Below are 13,539 nucleotides of genomic sequence, written 5' to 3'. Positions count from 1 at the left end.
AAGAAGGACCTATCCCATTAGCGCTTCCTAAACCGCCATACGGTATCCCTTGCCATTCGAGGATGGGATGTCGATGAACGCATTCAGGCGAGCGGCCGGATTTGTGGTGATCCTGTTGACCGGCGCGGTGATGCTGGTGGCGCTGCGCATCGACAGCCAGCGCGACTACGCGCTGGCCAGGCAACGCTATGTCGAAAACTCCCAGGCGGCGGCCAAGGCGACAGCCAAAACGGTGGAAGACGCCTTGCGGGCCATCTACGAGAATGTGCGCACGCTGAGCTACCTGCCAAGCGTCCGCAACCTCGACCGGCATGGCACGAACCTTGGCGACGAGGGCCGCGCGACGATCCAGCAGATCTACAACAACCTCGCCAACAACGTCTCGATTTCCGAGGTCTACTTCCTGCCGCTGGATTTCGACCCGGACCGGTTCGATGCCGAAACAGGCAAGCTCGAGGAGCCGATCCTCCAGTTCGATCAGCTGATCGTGAATGCCAAAGCGAGATCCGACGCCGTCGGCGGCGCCAGGCACGCGAAGCTCGACGACAAAGCGCTGACCCGCCCCGCGGAAGAGGTCGAAACCTATGAATACCATGAACTGGCCAAGCAGCTTGCCTGGCTGAAGGCGAACTATCCGAATTCAAGCGCCATCGACGGGCTCAACTTGCCGATCATCGGCACCAAGGAGCTCATCACCTGCGACAACACCGATTTCATCCATACCGGCAATGATGCGGATCGCTCCGGCTTCATCCTCTCGGTCCCGGTGTTCGGCCAGGACGGCAGCCTGCGCGGCTCGGTCTCGGCGATCATGCTCACCTCGGCGCTGCGCAAACTCTTGCCGAGCACCGACTACGTCATCGTCAATTCGGGCTACGGCTTCGAATCCGACCAGCACAAGATGTCGACTTCGCTCGCGGCCGATTCCCGTGCCTTCACGGCCGCCGACCCCAACCTGATCTATTCCGAAGTCATCCCGCTCTCGCTCAACGATCCCAGAAGCGCATGGCGTCTTTGGGCTGGTTTTCCCAACAGCCGCTTCGACGCCAATATGGACGCCCAGTCCGTGCGGGAATTCGAGCTAGCCGGCTATGCGGCGGTCGCCGTGGTCACGCTGCTGGCGCTGGCCTGCTGGTATGCGATCGGACGCGCGATGATGATGCAGGCGAATGCCGCCTCGACGTTGGAACTGCGGGTCGAGGAGCGCACCGCCGAGATCCAGCACCTTGCCACGCATGACATTCTCACCGGCCTGCCCAACCGGGGCCTCTTGGCGGACACCATGGACGAGGCGTTGAGAAGCCTCAGGCACGGCGAGAAGCTGGCCGTCCATTGCGTCGATCTCGACCGTTTCAAGCCGGTCAATGACACGCTTGGCCATCCGGTCGGCGACGAGCTTCTCGGGGCGGTGGCGAAGCGGTTGAAGCATCATGCCGGCGAAACCGCCATGGTGGCGCGAATAGGCGGGGACGAGTTCGTCATCCTTCAGCTCCTGCTCGACGGCAACGACGAGGCCGGCGTGCTGGCAAGCCGTGTCATTCATGCCCTGTCAGACGAATTCTCCATCCAGGGCCACAAGATCAACATCGGCGGCAGCATCGGTATCGCCGTCTTCCCCGACGACGGGCAACGTTCGGAAACCCTTATCCGCAATGCCGACCTTGCTCTGTACAAGGCCAAGATGGAGGGGCGTGGCACCTGCAGGTCGTTCGAGCCGGGAATGGATGCAAGACTGCAGGAGCGGCGCCTGCTGGAATCCGAACTGACTCTTGGCGTGACAAAAGAGCAATTCGTTCTGCACTATCAACCGCTGCACGATGCAAAGACCTCGAAGCTCACAGGCTTCGAAGCGCTGGTGCGTTGGAACCATCCGCGGCTCGGTCTGCTGGCGCCTTCGGAGTTCATCCAGTTGGCCGAGGAGACGGCTGTCATCGATGCGCTTGGCGAATGGATCATGCGGCGGGCCTGCGCCGACGCCGCGAAATGGCCCGTGCCCGTCAAGGTCGCGGTCAATCTCTCGCCGGCCCAGTTCAAGCAGCAGGGGCTATCGCTTCAGGTTGCCTCGGCGCTCGCGGCTTCGGGCCTGCTGCCGTCGCGGCTCGAACTGGAGATCACCGAGTCGGTGCTGCTGGCGAACAACGAAAACACGGTGAGAACGCTGCACAGCCTGCGCGACCTCGGCATCTCCATAGCCATGGACGATTTCGGCACCGGCTATTCCTCGCTGAGCTATCTCAGGTCATTCCCGTTCAACCGCATCAAGATCGACCGCAGCTTCGTCAGCCTGATGTGCGAGAGCAGCGAAAGCCGGGCGATCGTCAAGGCCGTCGCCGAACTCGGCACCACGCTCGGCATGACGACGACCGCCGAAGGCGTCGAGACCGAAGACCAGTATCGCCTGGTCAGGGAGAACGGCTGCACGGATGTGCAGGGCTGGTTGTTTGGACGCCCAATGCCGGTCTCCGAGCTTCATGCGCTTTTCGAACAGCCAGTGGCTTTGACGGCTTAAGCCCGGTGGCTCCTCGCCAGCCTCACAGCGCCCGTATAACGCCCCCATCCACGCGGATGTTCTGCCCGGTGATGTAGCCGGCGCCTTCCGACGCCAGGAACGCAATCGTCGCGGCGATCTCCTCGCTCGTCCCATAGCGCTGCATCGGCACGTTGTCGCGGCGCTCCTCGGTGGCCGGCAGGCTGTCGATCCAGCCGGGCAGCACGTTGTTCATGCGGACATTGTCGGCGGCGTAAGTGTTGGCGAAGATTTTGGTGTAGGCGGCAAGGCCGGCGCGAAAGACCGCCGATGTCGGGAACATCGCGTTCGGCTCGGCCACCCAGGCCGTCGAGATGTTGATGATGGCGCCGCCCTTCTGCTTGACCATTTGCGGCGCCACGATGCGCACCGGCCTGACGACGTTGAGCAGGTAGACATCCATGCCGGTGTGCCACTGCTCATCCGTGATCTCGAGGATCGGCGCGCGCGGCCCGTGGCCGCCGCTGTTCACCAGCACGTCCATGCGGCCAAACCGCTCTAGCGTCAGGTCGGCGAGGCGCTGCAGATCGTCGTTCGACTGGTTGGAGCCGGTGACGCCCAGCCCGCCCAATTCCTTGGCCAGCGCCTCGCCCTTGCCGGAGGAAGAGAGGATGGCGACCTTGAAGCCGTCCGCCGCCAGGCGCTTCGCCGCCGCTGCCCCCATGCCACTGCCACCGGCCACCACGACAGCCACTTTTTCTACACTCATTGGGTTCTCCTTTTAGCGGGCACCGCGAGCGGTGTTTTCGGGATTTGAACGGTGATATAGCTGGTTTCTCCGCCCGGTTCGAACCAGAATGGCTGAAATCAACCTGTAGAAAAACTCCTGCATGCCCGAAGCCTTCCTCAGCCTGCCGCCGTTGAATGCGCTACGCGCCTTCGAGGCCTCGGCGCGCCATCTCAACTTCCGCATCGCCGCCGAGGAACTGAATGTAACCCAAGGGGCGGTCGCCCAGCACATTCGCGGCCTGGAGACCCATCTCGGCACCAAGCTGTTCGAGCGCCTGCCGCGCGGCCTGGCACTGACTGACGGAGGCCGCGCCTATGTCCCCAACATCCGCCGCGCCTTCGACCTGATCTCAGAGGCGACGCTTTTGCTGCGCCCCGAGCCGGCGCGGCTGACGATCAGCGTGACGCCGAGTTTTGCCACCAAATGGCTGATCCCCAGGCTGCAGCATTTCATGGCCGGCAATCCGCTGGTCGACCTGCGCGTGCTGGCAAGCGAAAGCCTGTCGAGCTTCCAGGCCGACGGCGTCGACATCGCGGTCAGGCAAGGTCGGCCGCCCTTCGGCGCCGGCCTCATCGTCGACCTGTTGTTTCCCCAGCAGATCATCGCCATCTGCAGCCCGGCCCTGCTGCCCGCCGGCACGACCGAAATCGCCGCTGCCGACATCCAGCATCACGTCCTGCTCCACGACGCGCACAATCTGTGGCCGGAATTCATGGAAAAGGCCGTCGGCCTGAAGATGACGGTCGAGCTCAAACGCATGCGCTTCAACCAGACCGGGCTCGCCATTGACGCGGCCCTCGCCGGCCAGGGCATCGCACTGGCCAGCCGCTTTCTGGTTGAACCCGATCTTGCCGCCGGGCGGTTGGTCCAGCCGGTCCGTGGCGAGATGCGCGGCACCCAGGATTTCCATGTCGTGATGCCGAGAAAACAGCGCCACCCCGAGCCGACGCAGGCCGTGCGGCAATGGCTGCTGGATGCGGGGGAAGCGCCGCCAGCCCAAAGCCCTTCGCCCTGAAACGGATTCCTGCGACGCGCATCATGAGGCAGTTCGGCGAGGATTGGGGCGGGCCATGGCATTGTAGGGGCGGCTGCCGATTGGGAAAGACCGCGCGGTTTGACTGGATGCGAAATCATTTTTACGAGTAACGGATGCAGTCGAACTTCTCCCCAAAAATCGTTGTCATCGGCGGCGGCATTGCCGGCCTGTCGCTGGCCGCCGCCGTGCGCGCCTGGGCAGCGGTCACCGTCATCGAGCGCGAGCCGCATCTGGGCTACCACGCCAGCGGCCGCTCCGCCGCTTTGTTCACCGAGACCTACGGAAACCGGCTGGTGCGCGGCCTGACGCTGGCCAGCCGGCAGGCCATCGTTGAGGGCGGGTTCGCCACCCATCGGCGCGGCGCGTTGCATGTCGGCTGGCGCGGCGACGATGCGGCGATCGACAAGCTGGCCGGCGAATTGCACGCGCTGGTGCCGAGCGTACGCCGCCTGTCGGCGGCTGAACTTCACGCGCTGGTTCCGGTCATCGCCACCGAAGCCACCTGCGGCGGCGTCTATGAGCCGGACGCGATGGATGTCGACACGGCCAGGATGCTGGCGTCCTGCGCTTCGGCGGTGAAATCCAGCGGCGGCCTGATCCGCACCGGCGAGGAGGTTCGCGCCGTCTCGCCCGACGGCGACGGCCTGCGGGTGGAAACGAGCGCCGGCCCCTATCACGCCGACATCGTAGTCAACGCCGCTGGCGCCTGGGTCGATGTCGTTGCCAGCCTGGCGGGGCTCGCCGGCCTCGGCTTCCGGCCGAAACGCCGCACTGCCTTCCTGTTCGATCCGCCCGCCGGCATGGACATATCCGGTTGGCCGCTGGTGGTCGACCTGCACGAACAGTTCTATTTCAAACCCGATGCCGGCCGGCTGATCGGCTCGCTCGCCGACGAAACGGACTCCGAGCCTTGTGACGCCTGGCCGGAAGATATCGACGTCGCCATCGCCGTCGACCGCATCGAACAGGCGACGTCGATGCGCATTGGCCGGCCTTCGACGCCATGGGCGGGCCTGCGGACCTTTTCGCCCGACCGCACACCGGTCGCCGGCTTCGATCCGCGCCTGCCCGGCTTCTTCTGGCTCGGCGGCCAGGGCGGCTACGGTTTCCAGGTATCGCTGACGCTCGCGAGGCTGAGCTCGGCGCTGATGCGCGGCCTGCCCTTGCCGCGGGACGTCACCGCGCTCGGCGTCACCGCCGCGGCGCTGGCGCCCGACCGTTTCCTGGTCCCGGCGACGCCATGAATTTCAGGCCTTAGCCCGCTCAGCCGCCCTGCCCGGACGATGGGTCGGGCAGGCCCGGTACCATCTGGCTCAGCACGCGATCACGTAGGAAGACATGATGGAAGATGGCCGCGGCCGCATGCAGGCCGGCGAGCCACATGATAATATCGCCGAGCGTGCCATGGATTTCCGCCAGCGGCGCACCCCAGGCGCCTGAAAACGGACCGATCGCTCCGAGGCCGTAGATCGTCACCGGGTGGCCGTCGAACAAGGCGCCTATAATGGCCGTCGCAGGGACCGCGAACAGCAGCGCGTAAAGCGCCCAATGCGTTGCTTTCGAAGCAAGCTCCATCCAGCCAGGCATCGCTGGAGCGTCGGGAATGCGGTCGAAAAGGCGCCAGACCAAGCGAATGACCAACAAACAGAGAACCGAGAAGCCAAGCGACTCGTGCAGCAGCAATGTCGATGCCCTCGCCGTGGAATAGACGCGTTCGGGCGGCCCGCCAGCGGACACCAGGAATGCGGCGAGCACCAGCAAAGCAGTCAGCCAATGGAGAGCCTGGGCAAGGCGCCCAAAACGGGTTGTCGAGCCGGAAAGCGACATGCGAAGACTCCTGTCGAGGTGAGAAAACCCTGGCGAGGGTGAACGTGCGGCTATTTTCCTGGTTCCTCAAGTAACATGAGTTTTACGGGGCATATCGGTCGGTTTCGCTGGCGGCGCTTCCTGCGGCACGAAACCCCTACCCTTCCTCCGTCCAGATCAGGCGCAGCAGGCGCAGCAGCGTCGCCCGCTCCTTTTCCGTCAGCCGATGCAGGAACCGGTCCTCGTGCCGGCGCACCTGTCGCCGCCACCCGGGCATGGCCTCGCTTGCGGCTCGCGTCAGCGTCAGCACCCGCACTCGCTTGTCCTGCGCATGGTCGTCGCGTTCGACCAGCCCGCGCTCTTCAAGCTCGGCCAGCAGCGGCACCATGTTGGCGCTCTTCATGCCGAGCAGACGGCCGAGCTCGGCCGCGCTGATGCCGGGCCGCTCGTCGATCAGCGCCAGCATGCCGTAGGTGACCGGGCGCAGCGCCGCATCGGCCAGCTCGACCGCGAAATCGTTGAGCGCGAAGGTCGAGGCGCGCCTCAGATTGTAGCCGATCTGTGCGTCGAGCGCGTCCTCGGCCATCGCACCTCGCGCGGCGGTACCGGCGTGAACCTCTGCATCATCCATGCTGCAACCGATCGCCGCGATGCCCCCTCTTGTCAAGCGAAAAACACTATGCAACATAGCAATTAGGATAGCTATGCTCCATAGCAAATTTCACCAACGCCAATAGGGAGCGGGAGGATACCGACCATGACCGAAGAAACCGTTGCCTTCGACGTCGAGAACGGCATCGCCTGGGTGCGCTTCAACCGGCCGGACAAGCGCAACTGCATGAACCCGGCGCTCAACCGGCGCATGATGGAGGTTCTCGACGAGCTCGAATTCCGCGACGATGTCGGCGTGCTGGTGCTGTCTGGCGAAGGCAGCGCCTGGTCGGCGGGCATGGACCTCAAGGAGTATTTTCGCGAGACCGAGGCCAAGGGTCTTGGCGCCATCCGCAAGGCGCAAGCGGAAGCCTATGGCTGGTGGCGACGCCTGCGCTGGTACGGCAAGCCGACCATCGCCATGGTCAATGGATGGTGCTTTGGCGGCGGCTATGGCCCGCTCTTCGCCTGCGACCTCGCCTTTGCCGCCGACGAGGCGCAATTCGCTCTGTCCGAGATCAACTGGGGCATCCTGCCCGGCGGCGGCGCTACCAAGGTGGTGGTAGACCTCCTGTCGATGCGTGACGCCATGTACCACGCACTGACCGGCGAGCTCATCGACGGCAGGAAGGCCGCCGCCTGGAAGCTGGTCAATGAAAGCCTGCCGCTGGCCGAACTCAAGGCGCGCGTCACCGAGGTCGCGAACATTTTGCTGAAGAAGAACCCAATTGCGCTCAAGGCAACCAAGGACGCCATCCGCCGCGTTGCCGAAATGACCTACGACAATGCCGAGGACTATCTGGTGCGGGCACAGGAGGCGGCAAACTCATTCGACAATCAGGGCCGCAAGGAAGGCATCCGCCAGTTCATCGACGAAAAGAGCTACAAGCCCGGCCTCGGCGCCTACGACAAGGCCAGATGACACCCCGGAAGACACCATAGACCACCACCGACGCAATCTGGGAGGAGATGCGAATGCCGGCCTTCACGACATCGGATCCGGTGGCCCTGCATGCAGGCCTGCAGCCGGATCGCGTTGCCTGCGTCGACCTGGCATCCGGCAGGCGCTGGACTTACGCTGCGCTTGACGAGGCCATCCAGCGCGCCGTCGGGGTGCTTGAAACCGGCTACGGCATCGAACCGGGGCAGCGGATCGCCGCGCTTGCCCGCAACAGCGCCGATCTCCTGATCCTGCAGCAGGCCGCAATGCGGCTCGGCGCCATTTTCGTGCCGGTCAACTGGCGGCTCGCAAGCGCGGAGCAGAAGGTGATCCTTGCCGATTGCGATCCGGCGCTGCTGGTGCACGACACCGCCCTCGAGACGGTGCTGCCCAAGGACTGCAAAGCAATCGAAGTCGGCGCCTTCGCTAAAGCGGTCGCGGCGCGGGCGCCGGCGCCGCGCCGTCCCTTGCCGGCCAGCGATGCGCCGTCGATCATCCTCTATACGTCCGGCACATCGGGCCGGCCAAAAGGCGTCATCGTCACTGAACGCAATGCATTGGCCACGGCGGTCAATTTCGGCGTGCTCGGACGGGTCGGCAATGCCAGCGTCTTCCTCTGCGACGCGCCGATGTTCCATGTCATCGGCCTCATCACCAATCTGCGTCCGCCGCTGCTCCAGGGCGGTACGGTGCTGATCTCGCCCGGCTTCGATGCCGGCGCCACCAATCGTCGCCTCGCCGATCAAGCACTTGGCGTCACCCACTATTTCTGCGTGCCGCAAATGGCCAGGATGCTGCGCGACCATCCGGATTTCGCGCCGGCGCGCTGGGCCTCGCTCACCGCCATCTTCACCGGCGGCGCCCCCAACCCGGCCGCTGATATCAAATGGTGGCTGGCGCAAGGCATCCGCATGGCCGACGGTTTCGGCATGACGGAGGCAGGCACGGTGCTCGGCATGCCGGTCGAGGCCGACCGGATCGCCGGCAAGGCGGGTTCCGCCGGCCTTGCCGCGCCGACGATCGGCCTGCGCATCGTCGACGACGATGGCCGCGACGTCGCCATCGGCGAGCCGGGCGAGATATGGCTGTCCGGCCCCTCGATCACCTCAGGCTACTGGAACCGGCCGGAAGAAACCGAGCATGCCTTCACTACCGATGGCTGGTTCCGCACCGGCGACATCGCGCGGCAGGACGAAGACGGCTTCGTCACCCTCGTCGATCGCCGCAAGGACATGTTCATCTCCGGCGGCGAGAATGTTTTTCCGGTCGAGATCGAAATGGTGCTGCTCGATCATCCCGACATCGCCGAAGCAGCCGTGATCGGCGTCGCCGACGCGCGCTGGGGCGAAGTTGGGCGCGCTTTTGTCGTAATGAAGCCTGGCCGCATTCTCGATCAGGCCGGTCTGGCAAGCCACTGCGGTGCCCGCATCGCCCGCTACAAGGTACCGAAGGAGTTCGTGTCCGCCGATGCGCTGCCGCGCACCGGCTCCGGCAAGATCCAGAAACACATCCTTCGCGGCTGGACAGGCGGCGGTCGGGACTGAACCATCCAGCTAATGCATGTCGCCCAGACGTGACCTCGGTTCTGGGAGAACGACATGCATAAAAACAAAGGCCTAAAGCGCGCCGCATGAATCCGTTTCGACGCGACGCGCTTTAGCCGGCAGCGAGCGAAAGATCGCCACGGCCGCCGCGACGATCTCGGCATTGTCCTTTGCCACGGTTCCATCGGCCAGCGTCTTGCCGTCTTCCAGCCCGACGCGCGTCGACCAGCGTTTCTGGTGCGCGAGCTCGACGAAGGGCCAGACGGTGGCGTCGACGCCGTGCAGCAGGATCGGTCGCCGCGCTTCGGCGCGCTTGAGCACAGCGGCGATGCCGTGCGCCTCGTCGAGCGCGGCTGACAAATCCTGGATGTCGATCTCGATCAGGATGCGCAGCACCTGGCCATGATCGGCAAGGGCGACGAAGCGCTCGGCATCTTGCATCGTCGCAAGTCCGGCCTCGATGCCGACGCCGCGCCGGCGCAACAGATCCATCACGGCGGGTGCGTCGGCCTCCGACAGATTGACCGATGCGTAGTCGGGCAGCTCGCGCCAGCCGGCTATCGCCGCGCGGGTGCGGGTCACATCGTTCTCGATCCAGGCGCCCGTCGACACACCGATCAGCGTGCCCGGGCACGCCTGGCGCACGGCAAGCACCGTCGCGTCGACGGCGGCCAGGCTTTCGCGCCCGTCGGCACCGCGCGGATGGATATGCAGTTCGGCCGCACCGGCGGCAACGCAGGCCGCGGCGTCGCCGGCCATGGCCTGTGCCGTCAGCGGCAGCTTCGGGTGGAAATCACGCGGACGCGCGCCGTTGATGCAGGCCTGGACAATCATGGATGTCACCTCGGACAAGGGAGGTGGCAGTCTAGCCGCCCCGCAATACATGGCAAAGTCTCGGCAGACGTCACTCCTGACAGCGCGGCCAGGACGCTGCTAATCTCCCCCTAGTGGGGGAGATGTCCGGCAGGACAGAGGGGGGCGCTGTCCCGCCGACCAGCCAAATTTCAACCTGCTTCGGGTTCGGCAGCGGTTGATGAAGTTGAGTATCGGAAAGGTCAGCGATCTGTCACGCCCCCCTCTGCCCTGCCGGGCATCTCCCCCACTTGGGGGGAGATAGGCAGCGTCCCGGTCGCGCCTTTCCTGGTCGCGATCCCCGGCATTTAAATAAAAACCGCCTGTGGATATTTACCCGGCATTCCGCCCGGCGGGGCAAAAGACATTAGGGCGGGATCATGGAGGGTACCATTGACCAGCGATTTTTCAGCAGCCCGCATCCATCTCGAACGCGCCTACGACTATCTGCGCGGCAATGACGAGACGAGCCGCTCGACATGCGAGGCCCTCGACCTCTTGATCGAGATGGTGGCGGAAGCACAGCACAGGCGGCCCGAGGCCGGCGTCGTGGATTTTCCGCACCAGACGATGCGGCAAATCTATTGAGACCTGTAGAGTTTCGGGTGAGGTCCGCCTCACCCGAAACTCTACCGATCACGATGCCTTGCGGGCCGTCGCCACCTCGCCCGCACGCGCGACAATCCGCTCCAGCGGCTCGGGCCGGTGCAGCAGAAAACCCTGGCCGAAGGCGACCCCCATATCGTCGAGCATGGCCAACGTGTCCTGCCGCTCGATCTTCTCGCCCACCACGTCGCAGCCAAGACTGCGGGCGATACTGGTGATGGCCAGCACGATCTCGCGGTCGAAGCGGCTCTCGGCGATGTGCTCGATGAAGGAGCCGTCGATCTTGATGGCATCGACCGGAAAACGCCTGAGATATTCGAACGAGCTCATGCCGGCGCCGAAATCGTCGAGGCTGACTTTGCAGCGCCGCTCGCGCGCTTTGCGCACGAACGTCTCGGCGGCGTCGAAATTGGTGACGGCGGCGGTTTCAGTGATTTCGAAGCCGATGCCGGAATGCGGCACCCCGGTTTGCTCGATGATGCTGTCGACGAAGTCCCACAGCCCCGGATCGCTCAGCGTCTGCGCCGACAGGTTGAAGCCGAGCGTGATCGCGCCGGACTTCATCGCCGCGCCATGCAGCGAGAGCGCCGTGCGGATGATCCAGCGGTCGAGCCTGGCGGCAATGCCGAAGCGTTCCGCCGCCGGGATGAATTCGCTGGGCGGGATGAGCTTGCCGCTGCGTCCGGCAAGCCGCGCCAACACCTCGACATGGCGGCTTTCCTGCCAGGGCTTGCCCAGCCTGTGGATTTCCTGGCCGAACAGCTTCAGCCGGCCGTCCTCCATGGCGTCGACCGTGTCGGCGGCGAGCCGCGCCGCGTTGAGGCCGCCGGAATTCGCTTCGGCCGAAAACACCGCGAAACGGTCGCGCCCAGCGGCCTTGGCCGCGTAGCAGGCGTCGTCGGCACAGGCCAGCGCGTCGGCCACCGTGGTTGTCCGGTCGCTGACGATGGCGATGCCGATGCTCGCCGCGAGCCGCCGCGAGGTCGCGGCAACACCGAGATCGGCACCGCGCACGGCCGCCAGTATGGCGCCGGCCAGCAGTTCGGCCTGCGCCGCGTCGCAATGGGGCACCAGCAGGGCAAACTCGTCGCCGCCGAGCCGCGCCGCATGCCCCGATGGCGGCAGGCAGCGGCCGATGCCCGCCGCCACGCTCTTCAGCGCCAGATCGCCGGCGGCGTGGCCGGCGAAGTCGTTGAGCGCCTTGAAGTAGTCGAGATCGACATAGAACACCGCCAGCGGCACGCCGCTGGCGATATGGTCGGCCAGCAGCCTGTCGAAGGCGGCGCGGTTCCACAGGCCGGTCAGCGCGTCGTGGCGGGCGGCGAAGGCAAGCTCCTGTTCGCGCAGCTTGTCCTCGGTGATATCGCGCACCGTGCCAAGGACCTGGCCGGCGGCGCCGGCGGCGGCGACGAAGCGCACCAGCGATTCGACATGGCGGATCTCGCCGTCGCGCTTGATGATGCGGTATTGCCAGGCGGTAACCGCATCCGAGCCGGGTGACGGCCGGTGGGCGCGCTCGGTGGCTTCCTTGTCGTCGGGATGCAGAAAGCTGTGCCAGAGGTCGCCCGGCACTTCGTCGGTATCCGCGATGAGGCCGAACATGTCCCTGGTGCGGGCGTCCCAATAGCTTTTGTTGGTGGCGATGTCGTAATGCCAGATGCCGGTGCCGCTCGCCGCCAACGCCAGGCGGAAGCGCACATTGACCTGTTCGAGCGCGGCTTCGGCGGCCTTCTGCTTCGAGATGTCGGTCTGCACGCCCATCAGCCGCAGCGGCTGTCCATCAGCGCCGCGCTCGACGATGCCGCCGCGGTCGAGCACCCACACCCAGTGACCCTCTTTGTGCTTCAGCCGCAGTTCTGTCTCGATGGTATCGGTCAGCCCGGCAATGTGCCGGTCGCCACTGGCCAGTGCCCGCTCTCGGTCGTCGGGATGGGTGAGTCGCAACCACAGATCGCTGGTGTTGGCGAGCTCATCTTCCTCGTAGCCCAGCATTCGCGCCCAGGTCGCCGAATAGAAGCAGTCGCCTGTGCGAAGATCCCAGTCCCAGACACCAAGATGGGCTCGCTCCAGGGCCTTGGCCCAGAACGCTCCATTGCGACTTTTCTTGCCCTGACGCGCCATAGTCTGTTTTCGCCTGCCCACCCGCCGGGCAATCTGCGGCAAAACCAGAGAAGAAACAGTTACCGGAACGCGTCAAAGGTTGCATCCCTGCCTTCTTCCCCGCAGCCGCCGTCTTTCGATTGGCCGGCAAGAACCGGAGTTTTGCGCGGCGCCGATCGTCCTAGTGCTGGCCCGGGTCACACCGATGACCAGCCAAGCACAAAGGACCCTGCCAATGACCAAACAGCAAGACAACAAGGCCGTCGTCGTCAGATGGTTCACCGACTTCTGGGGTGAAACCTGCGACCTGTCCGTCGTCGACGCCATCGCCGCGCCCGACATGCTGCTCAAATATTCCCTGCACGAGCCGCGCCGGGGCCGCGACGACATCAAGGCCTTCATGACCGATTTCCGTGCCGCCTTCCCGGACCTCAACTTCTGGGCCACAGCCGATCTCATCGCCGAGGGCGACTATGTCGTCGGCCAGTGGGAGGGCGGCGGCACGCATACCGGCCCGGCTTTCGGCGATTTCCTAGCCGGTTCGCTGCCCGCCGCCACCGGCCGCGCCATGCGCTTCACCGGCACCACGGTGCTCAAGGTGATCGACGGCAGGATCGTCGAGGAGATCGGTCTCGACGACGGCATCGCGGCACTGACCCAGCTCGGCCTGATCAAGGCTGCCTGATTTTACAGGGCCATCGCCGGCCTGGCGATGGCCCTGCTTCGACCGCGGCCGAAGCTCGGCAA

General features: G+C 65.1%; 12 protein-coding genes. 7 read left to right on the top strand and 5 right to left on the bottom strand.

Annotated features, from left to right (window positions below):
- Positions 1-73 precede the first annotated feature (73 nt).
- The gene (locus tag EB233_RS14585; RefSeq protein ID WP_244277659.1) at positions 74-2,509 is read left to right on the top strand and encodes a putative bifunctional diguanylate cyclase/phosphodiesterase; all 2,436 of its coding nucleotides are present in this window, start codon (positions 74-76) and stop codon (positions 2,507-2,509) included.
- A gap of 22 nt (positions 2,510-2,531) precedes the next feature.
- Here EB233_RS14585 and EB233_RS14580 read toward each other — a convergent pair whose 3' ends face one another.
- Entirely contained in the window at positions 2,532-3,236 is a 705-nt protein-coding gene (locus EB233_RS14580; protein WP_064989284.1) for an SDR family oxidoreductase, read from the bottom strand.
- A 121-nt stretch (positions 3,237-3,357) separates the two neighbouring features.
- On the opposite strand from EB233_RS14580, the gene EB233_RS14575 reads away from it, so the two are divergent.
- Positions 3,358-4,272 (top strand): LysR substrate-binding domain-containing protein, encoded by a 915-nt coding sequence (locus tag EB233_RS14575; protein WP_064989285.1) that lies wholly within the window; start codon positions 3,358-3,360, stop codon positions 4,270-4,272.
- 134 nt (positions 4,273-4,406) lie between these two features.
- Positions 4,407-5,537 (top strand): NAD(P)/FAD-dependent oxidoreductase, encoded by a 1,131-nt coding sequence (locus EB233_RS14570; RefSeq protein WP_064989286.1) that lies wholly within the window; start codon positions 4,407-4,409, stop codon positions 5,535-5,537.
- A 19-nt stretch (positions 5,538-5,556) separates the two neighbouring features.
- On the opposite strand, the gene EB233_RS14565 is transcribed toward EB233_RS14570, so the two are convergent.
- Both EB233_RS14565 and EB233_RS14560 read right to left on the bottom strand, forming a co-directional pair.
- Positions 5,557-6,120: a cytochrome b gene (locus EB233_RS14565; RefSeq protein ID WP_064989287.1), complete on the bottom strand. Its 564-nt coding sequence runs from the start codon at positions 6,118-6,120 to the stop codon at positions 5,557-5,559.
- Positions 6,121-6,256: 136 nt separating this feature from the next.
- On the bottom strand, positions 6,257-6,730 hold the full coding sequence (locus tag EB233_RS14560; RefSeq protein ID WP_064989288.1) for a MarR family winged helix-turn-helix transcriptional regulator: 474 nt from the start codon (positions 6,728-6,730) through the stop codon (positions 6,257-6,259).
- A 126-nt stretch (positions 6,731-6,856) separates the two neighbouring features.
- Here EB233_RS14560 and EB233_RS14555 point away from each other — a divergent pair, with 126 nt between their 5' ends.
- Positions 6,857-7,672: a p-hydroxycinnamoyl CoA hydratase/lyase gene (locus tag EB233_RS14555; protein ID WP_064989289.1), complete on the top strand. Its 816-nt coding sequence runs from the start codon at positions 6,857-6,859 to the stop codon at positions 7,670-7,672.
- 53 nt (positions 7,673-7,725) lie between these two features.
- On the top strand, positions 7,726-9,234 hold the full coding sequence (locus tag EB233_RS14550; RefSeq protein WP_064989290.1) for an AMP-binding protein: 1,509 nt from the start codon (positions 7,726-7,728) through the stop codon (positions 9,232-9,234).
- A gap of 72 nt (positions 9,235-9,306) precedes the next feature.
- On the opposite strand, the gene EB233_RS14545 is transcribed toward EB233_RS14550, so the two are convergent.
- Positions 9,307-10,068, bottom strand: coding sequence for a 3-keto-5-aminohexanoate cleavage protein (locus EB233_RS14545; RefSeq protein WP_064989291.1), 762 nt, complete (start codon positions 10,066-10,068; stop codon positions 9,307-9,309).
- A gap of 411 nt (positions 10,069-10,479) precedes the next feature.
- Between EB233_RS14545 and EB233_RS14540 the strand changes: the two genes are divergently transcribed.
- The gene (locus EB233_RS14540) at positions 10,480-10,674 is read left to right on the top strand and encodes a hypothetical protein (protein WP_064989292.1); all 195 of its coding nucleotides are present in this window, start codon (positions 10,480-10,482) and stop codon (positions 10,672-10,674) included.
- 48 nt (positions 10,675-10,722) lie between these two features.
- Here the strand turns inward: EB233_RS14540 and EB233_RS14535 are convergent, their stop codons facing one another.
- Positions 10,723-12,813 carry an EAL domain-containing protein gene (locus EB233_RS14535; protein WP_064989293.1) on the bottom strand — a complete coding sequence of 697 codons (2,091 nt, stop codon included), beginning with the start codon at positions 12,811-12,813 and terminating at the stop codon, positions 10,723-10,725.
- Positions 12,814-13,027: 214 nt separating this feature from the next.
- On the opposite strand from EB233_RS14535, the gene EB233_RS14530 reads away from it, so the two are divergent.
- On the top strand, positions 13,028-13,477 hold the full coding sequence (locus EB233_RS14530) for an ester cyclase (RefSeq protein WP_064989294.1): 450 nt from the start codon (positions 13,028-13,030) through the stop codon (positions 13,475-13,477).
- Positions 13,478-13,539 lie beyond the last annotated feature (62 nt).

It is taken from the genome of Mesorhizobium erdmanii (assembly GCF_013170725.1).
GTDB lineage: Bacteria > Pseudomonadota > Alphaproteobacteria > Rhizobiales > Rhizobiaceae > Mesorhizobium > Mesorhizobium erdmanii.
This window is presented reverse-complemented; position numbering and strand designations above follow the sequence as displayed.

Bases quoted from the DNA above. Each gene is read 5' to 3' on its own strand.
- EB233_RS14585 (WP_244277659.1), top strand. From the start codon at position 74: ATGAACGCATTCAGGCGAGCGGCCGGATTTGTGGTGATCCTGTTGACC.
- EB233_RS14580 (WP_064989284.1), bottom strand. From the start codon at position 3,236: ATGAGTGTAGAAAAAGTGGCTGTCGTGGTGGCCGGTGGCAGTGGCATG.
- EB233_RS14575 (WP_064989285.1), top strand. From the start codon at position 3,358: ATGCCCGAAGCCTTCCTCAGCCTGCCGCCGTTGAATGCGCTACGCGCC.
- EB233_RS14570 (WP_064989286.1), top strand. From the start codon at position 4,407: ATGCAGTCGAACTTCTCCCCAAAAATCGTTGTCATCGGCGGCGGCATT.
- EB233_RS14565 (WP_064989287.1), bottom strand. From the start codon at position 6,120: ATGTCGCTTTCCGGCTCGACAACCCGTTTTGGGCGCCTTGCCCAGGCT.
- EB233_RS14560 (WP_064989288.1), bottom strand. From the start codon at position 6,730: ATGGATGATGCAGAGGTTCACGCCGGTACCGCCGCGCGAGGTGCGATG.
- EB233_RS14555 (WP_064989289.1), top strand. From the start codon at position 6,857: ATGACCGAAGAAACCGTTGCCTTCGACGTCGAGAACGGCATCGCCTGG.
- EB233_RS14550 (WP_064989290.1), top strand. From the start codon at position 7,726: ATGCCGGCCTTCACGACATCGGATCCGGTGGCCCTGCATGCAGGCCTG.
- EB233_RS14545 (WP_064989291.1), bottom strand. From the start codon at position 10,068: ATGATTGTCCAGGCCTGCATCAACGGCGCGCGTCCGCGTGATTTCCAC.
- EB233_RS14535 (WP_064989293.1), bottom strand. From the start codon at position 12,813: ATGGCGCGTCAGGGCAAGAAAAGTCGCAATGGAGCGTTCTGGGCCAAG.
- EB233_RS14530 (WP_064989294.1), top strand. From the start codon at position 13,028: ATGACCAAACAGCAAGACAACAAGGCCGTCGTCGTCAGATGGTTCACC.